15 protein-coding genes are annotated in these 16,729 nt (G+C 67.5%); 11 read left to right on the top strand and 4 right to left on the bottom strand.

Annotation, left to right across the window (positions count from 1 at the left end; translation table 11 throughout):
- The first annotated feature begins 62 nt into the window (after window positions 1–62).
- The 3 genes from LQF10_RS09945 to LQF10_RS09935 are packed head-to-tail and all read left to right on the top strand — an operon-like array spanning window position 63 to window position 4,503.
- A complete protein-coding gene (locus LQF10_RS09945) occupies window positions 63–2,756 on the top strand; it encodes a GNAT family N-acetyltransferase (RefSeq protein ID WP_231063698.1) in 2,694 nt (897 codons plus the stop codon).
- Between the two features lie 26 nt (window positions 2,757–2,782).
- Window positions 2,783–3,370, top strand: a complete 588-nt coding sequence (locus LQF10_RS09940) for a DUF5998 family protein (RefSeq protein WP_231063697.1) — start codon at window positions 2,783–2,785, stop codon at window positions 3,368–3,370.
- Window positions 3,367–4,503, top strand: a complete 1,137-nt coding sequence (locus LQF10_RS09935) for an alkaline phosphatase family protein (RefSeq protein WP_231063696.1) — start codon at window positions 3,367–3,369, stop codon at window positions 4,501–4,503. The genes LQF10_RS09940 and LQF10_RS09935 overlap by 4 nt, the downstream gene beginning before the upstream one ends.
- A gap of 83 nt (window positions 4,504–4,586) precedes the next feature.
- On the opposite strand, the gene sepH is transcribed toward LQF10_RS09935, so the two are convergent.
- Window positions 4,587–5,660 (bottom strand): septation protein SepH, encoded by a 1,074-nt coding sequence (gene sepH / locus LQF10_RS09930; RefSeq protein WP_231063695.1) that lies wholly within the window; start codon window positions 5,658–5,660, stop codon window positions 4,587–4,589.
- Window positions 5,661–6,021: 361 nt separating this feature from the next.
- Here sepH and LQF10_RS09925 point away from each other — a divergent pair, with 361 nt between their 5' ends.
- Window positions 6,022–6,321 carry a DUF4193 domain-containing protein gene (locus tag LQF10_RS09925; RefSeq protein WP_089772241.1) on the top strand — a complete coding sequence of 100 codons (300 nt, stop codon included), beginning with the start codon at window positions 6,022–6,024 and terminating at the stop codon, window positions 6,319–6,321.
- A gap of 43 nt (window positions 6,322–6,364) precedes the next feature.
- Here LQF10_RS09925 and LQF10_RS09920 read toward each other — a convergent pair whose 3' ends face one another.
- Window positions 6,365–6,805: a DUF3093 domain-containing protein gene (locus LQF10_RS09920; protein ID WP_231063694.1), complete on the bottom strand. Its 441-nt coding sequence runs from the start codon at window positions 6,803–6,805 to the stop codon at window positions 6,365–6,367.
- 60 nt (window positions 6,806–6,865) lie between these two features.
- Here LQF10_RS09920 and dut point away from each other — a divergent pair, with 60 nt between their 5' ends.
- Genes dut through LQF10_RS09900 form a run of 4 tightly spaced genes read left to right on the top strand, consistent with a single transcriptional unit; the run spans window position 6,866 to window position 9,166 of the window.
- A complete protein-coding gene (gene dut / locus LQF10_RS09915) occupies window positions 6,866–7,345 on the top strand; it encodes a dUTP diphosphatase (RefSeq protein ID WP_231067299.1) in 480 nt (159 codons plus the stop codon).
- Complete coding sequence (locus LQF10_RS09910; RefSeq protein WP_231063693.1) at window positions 7,345–8,055, top strand: DUF3710 domain-containing protein; 711 nt, start codon at window positions 7,345–7,347, stop codon at window positions 8,053–8,055. Before dut ends, LQF10_RS09910 begins: the two co-directional genes overlap by 1 nt.
- Complete coding sequence (locus tag LQF10_RS09905) at window positions 8,052–8,429, top strand: OB-fold nucleic acid binding domain-containing protein (RefSeq protein WP_231063692.1); 378 nt, start codon at window positions 8,052–8,054, stop codon at window positions 8,427–8,429. The genes LQF10_RS09910 and LQF10_RS09905 overlap by 4 nt, the downstream gene beginning before the upstream one ends.
- A complete protein-coding gene (locus LQF10_RS09900; protein WP_231063691.1) occupies window positions 8,426–9,166 on the top strand; it encodes a DUF3159 domain-containing protein in 741 nt (246 codons plus the stop codon). The genes LQF10_RS09905 and LQF10_RS09900 overlap by 4 nt, the downstream gene beginning before the upstream one ends.
- Here the strand turns inward: LQF10_RS09900 and LQF10_RS09895 are convergent.
- Together LQF10_RS09895 and LQF10_RS09890 are read right to left on the bottom strand one after the other, a co-directional pair.
- Window positions 9,096–9,776 carry a potassium channel family protein gene (locus LQF10_RS09895; RefSeq protein ID WP_231063690.1) on the bottom strand — a complete coding sequence of 227 codons (681 nt, stop codon included), beginning with the start codon at window positions 9,774–9,776 and terminating at the stop codon, window positions 9,096–9,098. The two genes, LQF10_RS09900 and LQF10_RS09895, sit on opposite strands and share 71 nt — an antisense overlap.
- Entirely contained in the window at window positions 9,776–10,555 is a 780-nt protein-coding gene (locus LQF10_RS09890; protein ID WP_354002570.1) for a potassium channel family protein, read from the bottom strand. The genes LQF10_RS09895 and LQF10_RS09890 overlap by 1 nt, the downstream gene beginning before the upstream one ends.
- Between LQF10_RS09890 and LQF10_RS09885 the strand changes: the two genes are divergently transcribed.
- The 3 genes from LQF10_RS09885 (at window position 10,545) to acnA (ending at window position 16,701) form a co-directional block, all read left to right on the top strand.
- Window positions 10,545–12,560, top strand: a complete 2,016-nt coding sequence (locus LQF10_RS09885; protein ID WP_231063689.1) for an APC family permease — start codon at window positions 10,545–10,547, stop codon at window positions 12,558–12,560. The two genes, LQF10_RS09890 and LQF10_RS09885, sit on opposite strands and share 11 nt — an antisense overlap.
- The gene (locus LQF10_RS09880; RefSeq protein ID WP_231063688.1) at window positions 12,557–13,801 is read left to right on the top strand and encodes a class I SAM-dependent RNA methyltransferase; all 1,245 of its coding nucleotides are present in this window, start codon (window positions 12,557–12,559) and stop codon (window positions 13,799–13,801) included. Before LQF10_RS09885 ends, LQF10_RS09880 begins: the two co-directional genes overlap by 4 nt.
- A 137-nt stretch (window positions 13,802–13,938) precedes the next feature.
- Window positions 13,939–16,701 carry an aconitate hydratase AcnA gene (acnA, locus tag LQF10_RS09875; protein ID WP_231063687.1) on the top strand — a complete coding sequence of 921 codons (2,763 nt, stop codon included), beginning with the start codon at window positions 13,939–13,941 and terminating at the stop codon, window positions 16,699–16,701.
- Window positions 16,702–16,729 lie beyond the last annotated feature (28 nt).

Raw genomic sequence — 16,729 nt, 5'->3', positions numbered from 1 at the left:
TCCCCTGCCGGGCCGATCAGCACGGCCAGTACACACCGGTGAGCGCCATCTAGGATCGTGTCATGGCTCACGGCAACGCCCCGGTGGGGGAGACCACCTACCCGGAGCACTGGGAAGCCGATGTGGTGCTGCGGGACGGGACCACTATGCGGATCAGGCCCATCCTGCCGACGGATGCTGACGCCGTCGAGCGATTCCACGCGCGGCAATCGCCGGAATCGGTGTACCTGCGATTCTTCGCCCCGCTGGAGCGATTGCCGGCGCGGGATCTGCATCACTTCACGCACGTGGACCACCGCACCCGGGTGGCGCTCGTGTTGGAGTCCGGTGGGGAGCTGGTGGCCATTGGCCGGTTCGACCGGGTCGACGAGGACTCCGCCGAGATCGCCTTCAACGTCTCTGACTCCGCGCAGGGACGAGGACTCGGCTCCGTGCTGCTCGAGCACCTCGCGGCCGCAGGTCGAGAACTCGGGGTGCGCCGGTTCGTCGCGGACGTCCTGCCGCAGAATGCCCGGATGCTGCGGGTGTTCACCGATGCCGGGTACGACGTCCATCAGGTTTTCGACGACGGAATCGTGAGCGTCTCCTTCACGATCCGACCGACCGATCGTTCGCTGGCGGTGTTGATGGAGCGTGAGCGTCGCGCGGAGGCGCTGAGTATGCGTGCAGTGCTCGCACCGCGCCGGGTGCTCCTGGTCGGTGCCGGGGAGGAGGGTACGGCGTTCGCTGAGCGGCTTCGCTCGGGTCTGGGTCGGGTCGCTGCTGGGCGCGTCGTCACCGCCGGTCTAGGCCCTGGCGCCCCACGAGTGGAGGACCTCGAACCCGAGGCGGGTGCAGAGATCGACCTGGCGCTGGTGGCCGCCCCAGCAGCTCAGGTGTTGGATCTGGTCCCGCAGCTGGCCCGTGTGGGGGTCCGCGCGGTGGTGCTGTACACCGGTGGCTACGAGTCGGGGCAGCCCTCCGGAAAGGTGCCGCAACGCACGCTCGTGCGAACGCTGCGTCAGTACGGGATGCGGCTGGTCGGACCGCGATCCTTCGGCGTACTCACCGGCGGGGAGGCCGAGGCGTTGAACGCAACGCTGTGGACGGGGCCCGTGCGCGCAGGCCGTATCGGGATCTTCTGCCAGTCCGCGGCAGCCGGGCTCCACCTGCTGGACGGGGCCGCCGAACGTCGCCTCGGTCTGTCCTCGTTCCTTTCGGCCGGACATCGGGTCGATGTGTCCGGCAACGACGCGATGCAGTACTGGACCACCGACGATCAGACCACGGTGGCCTGCGTGCGGCTGGAGTCGATCGGCAACCCGCGCAAGTTCTCCCGGGTGGCACGGCGCCTGTCCGAGAAGGGACCGGTGGTGGCCATGATCGCGGGCACCACCGGACAGTTGCAGCTCCCGGGGCACTCCGTGCGGACCACCCGGGTACCGCGGCGGGCATTGGACGAGCTGATGCGCCAGGCGGGGGTGCTGCAGACCCAGTCGGTCACGGAGATGCTTGACCTGGCGGCCCTGCTCAGCGAGCAGCCGCTCCCGGCCGGAGACCGCGTGCTGGTCATCACGAACACCGGTGCGCAGGCTGCGGTCCTCGCGGAGCTCGTCCGCCACCATCGCCTCACCCTCGCCTGCGACCCGATCGCGATGAGCCCCCGTGCCGGGGCCGCAGAGTACGCCGAACAGGTGGACGCGGCGCTGGCCAGGGATGATTGGGACGTGGCCGTGGTCGGGTATGCCCCCCTGCTGGCCCCCGAGACCGGTCCCATCAGCGCACACATCCGCAGACTCGCTGAGGTGTCCGGGCGGACCGTCGCGGCGACCTTGTACGCAGTCACCGGCTTGATCGGACCAGCAGGCCCGCGCGGATCAGCGGGTGAAGCGGGCCATGAGGATGCGGTCGAATCCGTCGAGGTGCCGACCTTTCCGAGTGCGGAGACCGCCGTCGCCGCGATCGCACAGGCGCGCCAGTACCGGCGCTGGCGCGAGAGTGGACGTGGCCGGCGGGTCGACTTCGACGATGTGGACCGCCGGGGAGCCAAAAACCTCGTCCAGGCCGAACTCACCGGTCTGCCAGCCGGCACCACCAAGCGTCTCCCGCCCGAACGTGCCCGCCAGCTGCTGGGCTCACACGGAATCCGGACATGGTCCGAACGCCGGGTGAGCACTCTGGAGGAGGCGCTGATCGCCGCGGAGGAGGTCGGGTGGCCGGTGGCGCTGAAGACCGTGGACGAATTGCTTCGGCATCGTTCCTATCTCGGCGCCATCAGGCTGGACCTGTCGACGCCGGCCGAGCTGACCGAGGCCTACCGGCAAGCAGAGGCGCGCGTTCGAGCATTGACTGGCCGGACCGCCAGCTTCGACGTCCAGGCCATGGCGCCTCCGGGTGTCGCCTGTGTCATCCGTGCGGCAGAGGATCCGCTCTATGGCCCGATCCTGAGTGTCGGGCTGGCCGGAGACGCCGTAGAACTGTTGGGAGATGTGAGCTACCGGGTGCCGCCGCTCACCGATGAGGACGTCTCCGAGATGATCCGGTCGCTCCGCGCTTCGCCGCGTCTCTTCGGACAGCGTGGTCTGCCGGCTTCTGATGTGGCTGCGCTGGAGGACGTGCTTGGACGGGTCTCCGTGCTCAAGGACGAGTTGGCGGAAGTGTCCGTGGTGGAGCTCAACCCGGTGCTCGTTGCAGAGTCCGGAGTAGCGATCCTCGGGATGCATGTGGACGTCGCGCAGCCGCAGCGCGGCGATGCGGCTCGTCGGGTACTTCCCTGACGCCCCCGAAGTGGGAGACTAGCGACGTGAGTTCACGAACGGATCAGCTGCGAGACCTGAGGCGGGAGATCGATCGCGCCGGTTATTACCCGGCATTGGTGACCGATGTGCTGGAAGTGGCGCTCGCCGGCGAACCGGTGCGCGCCTATCTCGTGCATCCGGAGACCATGTTCGATCGGACCGAGGTCCGCCGGCACATCACCACGTTGGTGCTGACGCCCACACGCTTGGTCGTTGCTCACGTGGACGATATTCCGGGTGAGGCGCCACTGGGTGCGGTGAACGCGGCGGCCACGACAGAGGCAGTCGCGTTGCGCGAGATTCGTTCGGTGGGATTGACCCACGGGGTGAGCGACCCGGTCACCTATACTCAGGGCACTGGTGGCACCGAGCTGACCATTGCGATCAACTGGGGCTCGGTGAGCCGGATCGATCTAGAACCGGCGACCTGCCCGGATCCGGAGTGCGAGGCCGACCATGGCCTGACGGGCACGGCTATGCCTGACGATCTTGTCGTGCGCGTCAGCGCTCAGGCGGAAGGCCCGCACGCGATGGCAGCAGCCACCGCTTTCGCGTCCGAGCTCTCCGCGGCCACGGTGGCCGCCCGAGAGTGAAGCCGGCGGAACCGGTCGGCCGACTCGGTGACGTGCTACTGGGGGCCGTGGGCGCGTGCGGGATCGACCTGGGCGGTGACGAGCAGGCTGAGGTGGCAGACGCCCGGTCCCGGTTGGGTCTGCCCGACAGCCGAAAGGCCTGTGTGGTCCTGGTGGACGGTCTCGGGTGGTACAACCTGACCGACTGTTCGGACCGGGCTCCCTTCCTCACTGGTGCAGATCGATTGCGTGCGCTGCAGGCGACCTTCCCCACGACGACCGCAACGAATGTGACCTATCTCGGTACCGGTCGTGAAGGGGGTCGTACCCGGATGCTCGGCTACACGGTCCGTGGTGAGCGTGGCGGGCTGGTCAATCTGGTCTCGTGGAACGGTGGCGCGGACCCGCACGAGTGGCAGCAGATTCCGACGGTCTTCGAACGTCTGGACCGGTCCGGGAGGCTGGCGGTCAGTGTGGGCCCATGGCGTTTTGCCGACTCCGGGCTGACTCGGGCAGCGCTGCGCGGCGGCGAATACACGCCCGCGCAGTCACTGTCTGAGCGGGTGGATGCGGCGCTGCGGGAACTGCGGGATCCCCAGGTCGACGTGGTCTACCTCTATTGGGGTGATCTGGACGCCATCGGCCACCGCAACGGGTGGCGGTGCCCGGAGTGGGCCGAGGCGCTCACGATTCTCGACCAGGAGTTGGCTCGCCTCGCCCGGATGCTCCCGCCCGGCACCCTGATGCAGGTGACAGCTGATCACGGCATGGTAGACGTGCCGGTGGCAGATCGCACCGATATCGCCGCCGACGAGCGGCTCCACCGCGATGTGGACCTCGTCGGGGGCGAGCCGCGCGCCGTCCATCTGTACTGCCGCCCGGGCAGCGCCGAAGAGGTGGCGACCCGATGGCGGGACACCCTCGGGGATCTCACGACAGTGATCACCCGCGCCGAGCTGATCGACTCCGGGCTGATCGGGCCAGTCAGTGCTGGGGTGAGGGAGACCGTCGGCGATGTGGTGGTGATCGCGAACGGCACGCATGCCGTGGTGGACTCCCGTAGCCAGAGCGAATCGTCGCTCGCGCTCGTGGGGATGCACGGTGCACTGACGCTGGCCGAGGTGACCGTACCGCTCGTGACCGTGCAGGCATAAGGAATCCGGCAATGACCCCGTCCCGCCGCTTGCGATGATCGTCCAGTCCGTCGACGAATCACGGCGCCCCCGGTCTGGTGCGGTCAGTCGTGCTTCGCGCCGAAGACGATCTCGTCCCAGGAGGGAACACTCGTCCGGCGTCGGCGACTGCGCCGGGGACGTTCGGTCTCGGAGTCGGGATGCTCGGTGCTGGACTCCGAATCCATCCCGGCCGCGGTGGCGCCGTCGGGCGTGCCTGAGTTCTCGGGTGCGCTCAGGACCGTAGCGTCCGGTCGCTCCTGCGGGTGCGAGGCGGGCGGGTGCGCGGGCGGCGGGTCGTCCCAGAGCATCGGTTCATGCAGGTCGTCGTCCTCCTCTGGGTCAGCCACCGGCAGACGCACTCCGCGACTGGCCGAGAGCTGATCCAGCAGGGCCTCGGTGTGGCTCGCGTCGTCGTCCGATCCTGGCTGGTCCGGACCATCAGCGTCCTGGCTCGGGTGCAGGGCGGCGTCGACCGCGTGCAGAGGACCAGAAAGGTCCACCTCATCATCGGACTCGACGTCGTACGGGGCGCCCCCGCGTACCGAGGAAAGGTGGCGGCGGGGCCCGGGGGAGACCGGCCATTCGGTTTCGGAGAGCCAACGGCTTTCGTCGTCAAGTGCAACGAGCATTCGCGCGGACAAGTCGACCTGCCACGTCGCCTCACGTTCACGCTCGCCGGCGACGAAGCGTGCGACCAGCACCCAGGGGTCACCTCCGCTCCGCCGGGCGTCCCACTCGATCGAGCTGGCCGCGACGCCCCGCGAGGCTAACCGGTCCACGACGACGTCGGCGAGCACGGGAGCACCCGGATCGCGACCGATGGCGAGTGCTCGAGCCCGCTGACTGACGTGCTGACGTTCAGCGATCACCGGCCCCTCATAGCGGCGGATGGTCTCCAGCGGAGCCCCCGACTCCTCAGCGATCTCCTCGGCGCTCGCGCCGGCCCGGATCATCACCTGGATCTCACGGGGGCGTACGGCACCTTCGGTGCGCACCTGTTCGAGCTGCGGGCGGTCCCGACGCACGGCCGCGCGCAGCGCATCATCGATCACCAGGCGGTACCGCTCCCCTTCGGGCCCCATCAGGACGACGCGCTCCCCGTCCGTGTGGATACCCACAAGTTCCAACTCGACCATGTCGCCTCCGTGCTCGGCTCCGACGAGCCGATCCTCAGCTCGTCTCGAGCCTGCCAGGTTCGGGCCGCCCGAGAGCGGATTGTCAGCGGTGTGGCGTCCGATTCTGGTGAAATCCACCGTGTTCCCGCCGGTGGGTTCTCCTCCGAAGGAGGCAACTGGATCGCCGTGAACCCACACCGTCGATGCTAGGCCATGCCCTCAGCGGACCGCGATCCGGGCGTGCTCTGCATGTCGGCGGCTGGTCGAGGATGCAATCCGAGCGCCAATGGTGCACAATTCACCCGCCACGGGAACATATCGGCGCGCCGAGCGTTGTACGTGCGACTGTCCATCACGAGAGAAACCGGAGCGCTTGCCCACTATGGCGACCGACTATGACGCACCGCGCAAGACTGAAGAGGACTTGAGCGAGGATTCACTCGAGGAACTCAAGGCTCGGCGTGCGGAGAAGAACTCTGGTGCGGTCGACGAGGACGAGACCGAAGCAGCTGAGGGATTTGAGCTCCCTGGAGCCGATCTCAGCGGTGAAGAGCTCTCCGTCCGCGTTCTGCCGCGCCAGGCTGACGAATTCACCTGCTCCGAGTGCTTCCTGGTGCACCACCGCAGCCAACTGGCCTACGAGAAGGGCGGCCAGCCTGTCTGCTCGGAGTGCGCGGCCTGACACCTATCGCCACCCCACACCACCGATCGAGGCAACGTGGCGGCTATTCGCCGCCACGGAGTGCTCGGTCGAGGGTGTCCGGGTGGCGTGTGGAGATCAACCAGTACGGCGTCGGATCCGCGGCATCGACCACCGTGATCCGCACCGCTGAACGAGCCCATGCCCGAAATCGCACGTGCGCACGGGCATCCAGGCCCGGCCCCATCGCTTCCTTGAGGTCACCGCCCTCCAAGCGCTGTACGGGGCCCACCACGTCCAGTGGAAGTCGTGCGCGATCGACGACGAGGAACTGCTCGCTCACCCGGATCGTGGGGGACAGGAGTACCAACACCACAGCGATCGTCGCTGTGATGACGAGGAATGCGGTCAGTGCAGCCCAAGCACTAGCCGGGAGCAGCGCGATTCCCGCGAGGATGCCCCCGGCGGGGGCGAGCAGCCATGCTGCTGCAGAAGGAAGCACCCGCTCGGTGAAGGAGTCAGTCATATGGCAAGGGTGCCACGGTCGGCCGGTCGCACCTCGGCCAGTAGGCTCGGGAGGGTGACGATGACCGAGAGCGCCGACGAACGGGTCGAGGTGCTGGTTCACCGACTCGACCCCGATCTACCCATGCCGCGCTACGCGCAGCCCGGCGACGCGGGTATGGACCTACTCACCCGCGAGGCGCATCAGCTCCGGCCGGGGGAGCGCCGAGCGATCGCGACCGGGCTGGCCATCGCTCTGCCTGCCGGCTACGCGGCATTCGTCCATCCGCGCTCGGGTTTGGCTGCCCGGCACGGCCTCACCGTGCTGAACGCTCCAGGCACGATCGACGCGGGGTACCGTGGAGAGATTCAGGTGATCGTGATCAACACCGACGCCTCGGCCCCGGTCCTTCTCGAACGGGGAGACCGAATCGCTCAGCTGGTCATCCAGCGGGTCTGGACCGCGGACCTGGTTGAGGTGGACCGGCTGCCGGGCAGCGCGCGAGGATCGGGCGGCCTCGGTTCGACTGGGAGCGCATCCTTGATGGAAGGACAGCACTGATGGGATTGTTTCGTCGCCGAGGGGCCACCTCCCCGGAGCCCGCCGCGCCGGATGCCGACGTAATCGGCGCAGCAGAGGCGCCCGCGGCGGAGGGGGCGGACGAGGGCCTGATCGGCCCCTGGGATCTCGAGGAGGTCCCTGAGCTCGGCGACCGGATCGATCTCGGTGCGGTGCGGTTGCCCAAGCGACAGGGACTCCAGGTGCGGATGGAGTTGGACAAGAAGACGCGACGCGTGGTCGGTGTCAATCTCGCAGTGGACGGTTCTGCTCTGCAGGTGCAGGCGTTCGCGGCTCCGCGATCGGCGGGCCTGTGGTCGACGTTGCGGTCGGAGCTCGCCACGCAGATCGGGAAACAAGGGGGCTCCGTCGATGAACGGACCGGTCCCTTCGGCACTGAGTTGCTCGTGCGGTTGCCAGTGCGCCTGCCCGACGGTCGCAGTGGGCACCGGCCAGCACGGTTCCTCGGCGTGGACGGACCTCGCTGGTTCCTCCGCGGGGTCCTGACGGGTAAGGCAGCCGTCGACGCCGACGCCGGCGCCGTGATGGAGTCTCTTTTCGGAGATGTCGTGGTGGTGCGCGGTCCCGAACCTCGGCCGCCACGCGATCTGCTCCCGCTGCACATGCCGGGCCAGCGCGCGGGTGCACCTGAGCAGAGCGTGCCCACCCTCGACCTGCCCGGCAGCGCGCCGGTGCAAGGGGAGGCACGGTGAGCTGGCGCGAGCGAGTGGGGCAGCTGCTTGCCTCGCAGTCGGAACTCGACGCCGGGCAGGAACGGCTCGAAGTGGAACGTCAGAACACTGTTCCGGTGTCGAGCTGCCGGAATCGGCAACGCGTCGCCATTTCGGGAGTGATCCGATCGGTCACCTATTCTCCGGTGAGCGGTGCTCCGGAACTGAGGGCTGAGCTCTACGATGGATCCGGCACGATTGATCTGATCTGGCTCGGGCGCCGAGCGATCCCCGGAATCGATCCGGGTCGGCGTTTGCGCGCTGAGGGCATGCTCAGCCGGACGTCGCCGGAGCGTGCCCGCCCCGCGATCTACAACCCCAGCTACCGGATCCTGCCCTCGCAGGCCGTTTCGTGAGTACGGGACCTGGCGGCCACGGCTCTGAGCGGGCCGATGGCGCCGAGCCGATCGAGAGTACATCGCCGCAGGTCGCCGCCGCAGCAGAGGGCCGCGGCGTTCGCCAACTCACCGCGAACGAGTTCAGCCTCGCCGAGTCCGTCGGTGGGGTCCGGGGCCTGATCGAGACGATTGCACCGGGGCTCGTGTTCGTGGTGATCTTCGTCGCCACCCGCGAACTGGTACCCGCAGTGGTGGCGTCCGTCAGCGTCGCTGTGGTCGCCTCCATTGCCCGTCTGATCGGCCGCACGCCGCTGACGCAGGCACTCAGTGGACTGGTGGGAGTCGCGATCGGTGCAGTCTGGGCGTGGCGATCGGGTGAGGCCTCGGACTTCTTTGCGTGGGGCCTCCTCGTCAATGCCGGCTTCGCAGTCGGTGTGCTGATCTCGATCCTGGTGCGTTGGCCCGTGGTCGGCGTGCTCGTGGCCACACTGACCGGTCAGGACACCTCATGGCGTGCCGATGAGCGCCTGCGGCGTCTCTATGTGCAGGCGTCCTGGCTCTGGTTCGGTGCATTCATCGCGCGATTGGCGGTTCAGGTCCCGCTCTACCTCAATGCCGAGGCGGGGTGGCTTGGTACCGCACGGCTGGTGATGGGCGTGCCGATGTGGGCGTTGGTGCTGTGGATCACGTGGCTGTGGGTGCGTCCCCGAGCAGATGCTGCAAGGTCACCAGATCGTCCGGTTCCGCCGACGTGACGATCAGGAGCAGTTCGTCACCGGCCTCCAGAGTGTCATCTGGGGTGGGCGCAATCGGCTGATCGCCCCGAATGATCGCCGCAAGCACCGCTCCGGTCGGCCAGTCGATGTCTGCCACGCGTTCGCCGACCACCGCCGCACGCGGTGCGAGGGTGATCTCGTACATGCTTGCGCCGGACTGGTGGAACGTGAAGATCCGCACCAGGTCGCCGATCGAGACTGCCTCTTCGACCAGAGCGGTCATGATCCGTGGCGTGGAGACGAGCACATCTACGCCCCACGCATCGTCGAACATCCACTCGTTCTTCGGATTGTTGACCCTGGCAACTACCCGTGGCACCCCGAACTCCGTCTTGGCGAGCAATGAGACCACGAGGTTGACTTTGTCGTCTCCGGTGGCAGCTACCACCACGTCACACGCCTCCGGGTGTGCCGAGGCGAATGAGGCAATCTCGCAGGCGTCACCAAGCAACCACTCGGCCGAACTGACCGAGGACACCTTCATCGCAGCAGGATTCTTGTCGATGAGAGTGACCTCATGCTCGTGGCCGATCAGCTCCCGGGCGATGGACCGACCGACACTGCCGGCGCCGGCGATGATGACGCGCATTAGTCCTCCTCGGGGCTGGGCGGGCGGCTGAGCGTGCGCTGGGCCGCGTCCAGAGCCTCGGTGTAGACAAGGGCGTGCAGCACGTCCTGCTCTTGCAGGACGTCGTCGGGGGAGGGGATGTACCCGTCGCCGAACCGGGAAAGAAAAGCCACTCGTGCCCCGGTGGCGGACTGGACTTCACGTACCGTTCGCCCCAGCCAACCCGGATCGAGATCGAGCTCGCACAAAGTGATTGAACCGGAAGCGTCACGGAACTCACTCGCTGCACCGGCGGGCATCATCCGGCGAAGGACCTGATCGGCTGTCCAGCGCACGGTGGCCACCGTGGTGATCCCGAGGCGCTGGTAGATCTCGGCGCGGGCTGGATCGTAGATCCTGGCGACGACGTTCTCCACGCCGAAGGTCTCACGGACGACCCGCGCTGCGATGATGTTGGAGTTGTCGCCGCTGGAGACCGCCGCGAAGGCGTAGGCGTCTTCGATGCCGGCCTGCGCCAAGGCGTCCCGGTCGAACCCCATCCCGGTGACGCGCCGGCCCTCGAAGGATTCCGGGAGCCGGCGGAACGAGTCCGGGTTCTGGTCGATGATCGCGACGGAGTGTCCGCGAGACTCGAGTGTCTCGGCGAGAGTGGTGCCGACGCGTCCCGCGCCCATGATCACGAAGTGCACGGGAGAAGACGCTACACCCGCTGCGCCGTGGTGTGGCAGGTGCGAGTGTTCGCGCGATGAGGCGACGCCGTCCGGTGGGCGTTCCGCGTAGCATGGCCGCGTGCCAGACATCGTCGACGCCGCGAAACGGCTGCTGGTCGGGCGACCGGTCCGCAGTGACCGTCTCGGGCACGCATTGCTCCGCAAGCGAGAGGCGATGCCGATCTTCGCCTCGGACGCGCTGTCCTCGGTGGCCTACGCTCCGGACGAGATTCTGCTTACGCTCTCTCTCGCCGGCCTCGCCGCGGCCACGATCTCTCCGTGGGTGGGCCTGGCGGTCGTCGGTGTGATGCTCACCGTGGTGGCCTCCTACCGGCATCTGGTTCGCGCCTATCCCGATGGTCGTGGCGACTATCACGTCACCACGGTGAACCTCGGGAAGAGGGCTGGCCTTGCGGTCGGCAGCGCGGTGCTCGTCGACTACGTCCTCACTGTGGCGGTCTCGCTGTCCTCGAGTGCTCAGTACCTGGCAACTCTGTGGCCCGCCTTGCGCGGCAACGAGGAGTGGGTGGCCACGGGCATGGTCGCCCTCGTTGCCCTTGCCAACGTGCGCGGACGGTTGCGGTCCCGGCTGGGATTCGCCGTGCCGGTGTACCTGTTCCTTGCCGCGATGGGCGTGATGGCGGTGGTGGGCGGTATTCAGTGGGCTGCCGGGTCTATCGGCCGGGCCACCAGCGCCGACTACGAGGTGGTTCCCCTCGACGGGCTGGATCAGGGCCTGATGGGAATCGCAGGGGCGTTTCTGGTCTTGCGCGCCTTCTCCTCCGGTGCTGTGGCACTGACCGGCGTGGAGGCGATCAGCACCGGCGTCCCGGCGTTCCGTCGGCCGAAGGCGCGCAATGCGGCGCTCACCTTGGCGATGCTCGGTCTGATCGGCGCGACGATGCTGATGAGCGTGCTCGGTTTGGCCCGGGCCACTGGGGTGCGGTTCGTGGAGGACCCGAGCCGGGACCTGCGCCTCGATGGCGTCGCACCGGGGGACGACTTCGTGCAGACGCCGGTGATCGGCCAGATCGCCGAGGTGGTCTTCGCTTCGGTGCCGTGGTTGTTCTTCGTGGTGGTCGGGGCCACCGCGTTGATCTTGGTGCTGGCCGCGAACACGGCGTTCAACGGCTTCCCGCAATTGGCCTCCGTGCTGGGTAAGGACGGCTTCCTCCCGCGTCAGCTGCACACCCGGGGGGACCGACTCGCACTCACCAACGGGATCGTCAGTCTCGCGGTCGCGGCGATCGCGCTCATCTGGATCTTCGAGGCGCAGATCACCCAGCTCATCCAGCTCTACATCGTGGGAGTGTTCGTCTCGTTCACCCTGAGCCAGTTGGGCATGGTGCGGCACTGGAACCGGCTGTTACGGACGGTGATCGCCGCGCAGGAGCGGGCTCAGATGGTGCGTGCGCGGGCGGTGAATGCCTTCGGCTTCGCGTTGACGGCGGTGGTACTGGCGGTCGTGGTGGTCACCAAGGCTACGCACGGTGCGTGGATCGCCGTCGGGTTGATGGCCCTGTTGTACGTGCTGATGGGGTTGATCCGGCGCCACTACGACGCGGCCGCCGAGGAACTCGCACTCGATGATGAGGGCAAGGCCAAGGCGCTGCCCTCCCGAGTGCACGCGGTGGTCCTGGTCTCGCAGGTGCACAAGCCGACGATGCGGGCGCTCGCGTACGCGCGTGCGACGCGCCCGTCGACGTTGCAGGCGATCTCGGTGGCCGTGGATGCAGAGGAGACGAGCGCACTGCGCGCGTCGTGGGACAGGCTCGGCCTGCCGTTGCCATTGACAGTGCTCGATTCGCCCTACCGTGAAGTGACGCGACCGGTGTTGGAATTCGTCAAAGCGATTCGCCGGGAGTCACCCCGAGACCTGGTGGTGGTTTACGTCCCTGAGTATGTGGTGGGTTCCTGGTGGGAACGACTGCTACACAACCGCAGCTCGGCGCGACTCAAGGCGCGACTCCTGCATATGCCGGGGGTCGTCATGGCCTCGGTTCCGTGGCAACTGCGCTCGGCGCAGTTGGTCGGTCCGGCAGCGGGCGGGACAGTGCACGACGTACGGACCGATGGCGATACGGAGGCCGAATGAGCACGGATGCGATCGAAGAGACTGGGATGCGGGACGTCGTCGAGCTGACTGTGGGTGCTCCGGTGCATGGTGGGCACTGCCTGGCCCGGATGGATGGACGTGTGGTGTTCGTGCGACATGCCCTCCCAGGAGAGCGTGTTCGTGCCATCTTGACCGACGTGAGCAGGCGTGGGCACTGGCGTGCCGACGCGATCGACGTGCTGGAGGCCTCGGCGGACCGGGTGCCCTCGGTGTGGCCGGAGGCCGGACCGGGCGGTGTGGGTGGGGGCGAGCTGGCACACGTCAGCCTGGACGGTCAGCGCCGGTGGAAGAAAGATGTCCTGAGCGACGCACTGACGCGGATCGGCGGTCTTGAACCTGACGACGACCGGCTGGCGACGGTGTCGGTGCGATCAGCGGCTCCGGACCACGATCGCAACGGCTTGGGATACCGCACCCGGATCGAGCTGGTTGCCGACAGCCTCGGCCGGGCGGGGATGTACCGCCATCGCACCCACGAGGTGGTGCCGTTGGCGTCGATGCCGCTGGCGGTGCCCGCGCTCGACGTCTCGGAACTGCTGGCTCGGGAGTGGCGACCGGGCGCGCGCATCGATGCCATTGCCCCGAGCGTGGGCGATCCCATGGTGTTGGTCGACGGTGTGCCGATGCGCAGCGCCCGGCGCGCCGTGCGTGAACGGGTCCGGGTCGGCGAGCGTTCCTGGTCGTTCCGCGTGTCGGCGACCGGGTTCTGGCAGGTGCACGACTGCGCCCCTGGTGAACTCATCTCCGCGGTACTCGAGGCCGCCAAGGCCGAACCGGGCGACACGATGCTGGACCTGTACAGCGGTGCGGGGTTGCTCACCGTTCCGTTGGCGGACGCAGTGACAGGCACTGGTGTGGTTCATGCAGTCGAGTCGGATCCACGTGCAGTGCGGGATGCACGCCGCAACGTGCATGACCGGCCCCAGGTGCAGTTGCACGAGGGGGCGGTGGGCCAGCTTCTGCCCAGCCTCCTGGCGGATGTCCGCCCCGACGTCGTCGTTCTGGATCCCCCGCGCGCAGGAGCGGGTGAGCTGGTCGTTGAACAGGTACTGGCCGCCCGTCCGCAGCGGGTGGTGTACGTCGCCTGTGACCCGGCCGCGTTGGCCCGCGATGTGGCCTACGCACGCGAGCACGGGTACCGCCTCGACGCACTCGACGCACTGGATCTCTTCCCGCATACCCACCATGTGGAGACGGTGGCGGTACTCACACCAGCGTGATGGCGCGTCCGGCGCGCAGGCGCCGTCCCGCTGCGATAGTATTTATCTCGATATCGAGATAAATTGTGAAACGCGATCCTTCCGTAAGTCGGCAGGAGCGTAGAGCGCCAACGAAGATCCGCACCGAGGAGTGGCACGTGAGCACAGTCGACAGCTTTTCCGCGAAGAGCACCCTGCGGGTGGGTGAGACCGAGTACGAGATCTACCGGCTCGACGCAGTCCCCGGCTTGGAGCGCCTGCCCTACAGCCTGAAAGTCCTGGCTGAGAACCTGCTTCGCACCGAGGACGGCGCGAATGTCACGGCTGAGCACGTGCGCGCGCTGGCCGAGTGGGACCCGAGCGCCCAGCCGAGCACTGAGATCCAATTCACGCCAGCGCGCGTGGTGATGCAGGACTTCACCGGCGTGCCGTGCGTGGTGGACCTCGCCACGATGCGTGAGGCCGTGGCAGATCTGGGGGGTGACCCGGCCTCGATCAACCCACTGTCGCCGGCGGAGCTGGTGATCGACCACTCGGTGCAGATCGACGTGTTCGGACGTTCGGACGCATTCGAGCGCAACGTGGCCTTCGAGTACGAGCGCAACCATGAGCGCTACCAGTTCCTACGGTGGGGGCAGACGGCCTTCGACGACTTCAAGGTGGTGCCCCCGGGCACCGGCATCGTGCACCAGGTCAACATCGAGTACCTGGCCCGGACCGTGATGATCCGTGAGGTAGCCGTGGACGGGCAGGCGCAGAAGGTTCTGCGCGCCTACCCGGACACCTGCGTGGGCACCGACTCCCACACCACGATGGTCAACGGCCTGGGAGTGCTCGGTTGGGGCGTCGGCGGCATCGAGGCCGAGGCCGCGATGCTCGGCCAACCGGTCTCCATGCTCATCCCGCGGGTGGTCGGTTTCAAGCTGAACGGTGAGATCCCCTCGGGCGTCACCGCCACTGATGTGGTGCTGACGATCACCGAGATGCTCCGCGAGCACGGAGTGGTCGGCAAGTTCGTGGAGTTCTACGGCGACGGCGTCGCTGCGGTCCCGTTGGCGAACCGCGCCACCATCGGGAACATGAGCCCCGAGTTCGGGTCCACCGCAGCGATCTTCCCGATCGATGAGGTCACGCTCGAGTACCTGCGCCTGACCGGCCGGTCTGACGAGGAAGTCGCCCTTGTGGAGGCCTACGCGAAGGAACAGGGCATGTGGCACGACCCGGCCACCGAGCCGGTGTTCTCCGAGTACCTTGAGCTCGATCTGGGGAGCGTGGTCCCTTCGATCGCCGGCCCGAAGCGACCGCAGGATCGGATCGCGATCTCGCACGCGAAGGCAGCCTTCCAACGCGATCTGCCCGCGTACGCCCCCGAGGTGCGCAACGGGGTGGACGAGGCGGAGAAGGAGTCCTTCCCCGCGTCGGACTCGCCGGCCATCGGCAACCAGGCGCGCAAGACGGTCACGGTCACCACACCTGAGGGCGGAAGTTACGAACTCTTCCACGGTGCGGTGGCGATCGCCTCGATCACCTCCTGCACGAACACCTCGAACCCGTCGGTGATGCTCGCCGCCGGCTTGCTCGCGAAGAAGGCCGTGGAGGCTGGACTGAGTGTCAAACCATGGGTGAAGACCTCGATGGCTCCCGGTTCGCAGGTGGTGACGAACTACTACGACAAGGCCGGGCTGTGGCCGTACCTGGAGAAGCTCGGGTACCACCTGGTCGGATACGGCTGCACCACCTGTATCGGGAACTCCGGCCCGTTGGACCCGGAGGTCTCCGAGGCCGTCAACGCGCATGACCTGGCCGTGGTCTCGGTGCTCTCCGGTAACCGCAACTTCGAGGGCCGGATCAACCCGGACATCAAGATGAACTACCTCGCCTCCCCGCCGCTGGTGATCGCGTACGCGCTCGCCGGGACGATGGAGTTCGACTTCGCCCACGAGCCGCTCGGGCGGACGGAGGACGGCAAGCCGGTGTTCCTCGCCGACATCTGGCCCTCGCCGGAGGAGGTCCAGTCCACGATCGACTCCTCGATCAACCGCGAGATGTTCACCTCCGACTACGCCGATGTGTTCTCCGGTGACGAACAGTGGCGGTCCCTGGACACCCCCGAAGGAGACACGTTCGCGTGGGACACCGAGTCCACGTACGTGCGCAAGCCTCCGTACTTCGACGGTATGCAGGCCGAACCGGAGCCGGTGCAGGACATCAGCGGTGCCCGCGTGCTGGCCAAGCTGGGCGACTCGGTCACCACCGACCACATCTCGCCGGCAGGTTCGATCAAGCCGGACTCACCGGCAGGCGTCTACCTCGCCGAGAAGGGTGTGGCACGCAAGGACTTCAATTCCTACGGTTCCCGGCGGGGCAACCACGAGGTGATGATCCGGGGTACGTTCGCCAACATCCGCCTGCGCAACCAGCTGCTGGACGGCGTCGAAGGTGGCTTCACGCTGAACCACCTCACAGGTGAGCAGACGAGCATCTACGACGCCGCACAGGCCTACGCCGAAGCCGATATCCCGCTCGTGATCCTGGGCGGTAAGGAATACGGTTCCGGTTCCTCGCGGGACTGGGCGGCCAAGGGCACGGCGCTGCTCGGCGTGAAGGCGGTCATCACGGAGAGCTTCGAGCGCATTCACCGCTCGAACCTCATCGGGATGGGTGTGTTGCCGCTGCAGTTCCCGGCCGGCGAGAGTGTGGAATCGCTCGGCCTCGACGGCTCCGAGACGTTCGACATCTCCGGCGTGACCGGGCTCAACGAAGGCACGACCCCCGAGACCGTGAAGGTGACAGCGACGAAGGGCGACGGCTCGGTCGTGGAGTTCGACGCCGTGGTCCGTATCGACACACCCGGCGAGGCGGATTACTACCGCAACGGCGGGATCCTGAAGTACGTGCTGCGTTCGCTCGTCCAGGGCTGAGCGCTCGATCCGGCAGTGGGGCCGGGGT

The sequence above is a fragment of the Ruania halotolerans genome (genome assembly GCF_021049285.1).
GTDB classification, from domain to species: Bacteria; Actinomycetota; Actinomycetes; order Actinomycetales; family Beutenbergiaceae; genus Ruania; species Ruania halotolerans.
The sequence above is the reverse complement of the archived record's forward strand: the minus strand, read 5'-3'. Positions and strand labels throughout refer to the sequence as shown.

Coding starts and splice junctions, on each gene's coding strand:
- LQF10_RS09925 (WP_089772241.1), top strand. CDS start 6,022: ATGGCGACCGACTATGACGCACCGCGCAAGACTGAAGAGGACTTGAGC.
- sepH (WP_231063695.1), bottom strand. CDS start 5,660: ATGGTCGAGTTGGAACTTGTGGGTATCCACACGGACGGGGAGCGCGTC.
- dut (WP_231067299.1), top strand. CDS start 6,866: ATGACCGAGAGCGCCGACGAACGGGTCGAGGTGCTGGTTCACCGACTC.
- LQF10_RS09880 (WP_231063688.1), top strand. CDS start 12,557: ATGAGCACGGATGCGATCGAAGAGACTGGGATGCGGGACGTCGTCGAG.
- LQF10_RS09945 (WP_231063698.1), top strand. CDS start 63: ATGGCTCACGGCAACGCCCCGGTGGGGGAGACCACCTACCCGGAGCAC.
- LQF10_RS09895 (WP_231063690.1), bottom strand. CDS start 9,776: ATGCGCGTCATCATCGCCGGCGCCGGCAGTGTCGGTCGGTCCATCGCC.
- LQF10_RS09920 (WP_231063694.1), bottom strand. CDS start 6,805: ATGACTGACTCCTTCACCGAGCGGGTGCTTCCTTCTGCAGCAGCATGG.
- LQF10_RS09910 (WP_231063693.1), top strand. CDS start 7,345: ATGGGATTGTTTCGTCGCCGAGGGGCCACCTCCCCGGAGCCCGCCGCG.
- LQF10_RS09890 (WP_354002570.1), bottom strand. CDS start 10,555: ATGTCTGGCACGCGGCCATGCTACGCGGAACGCCCACCGGACGGCGTC.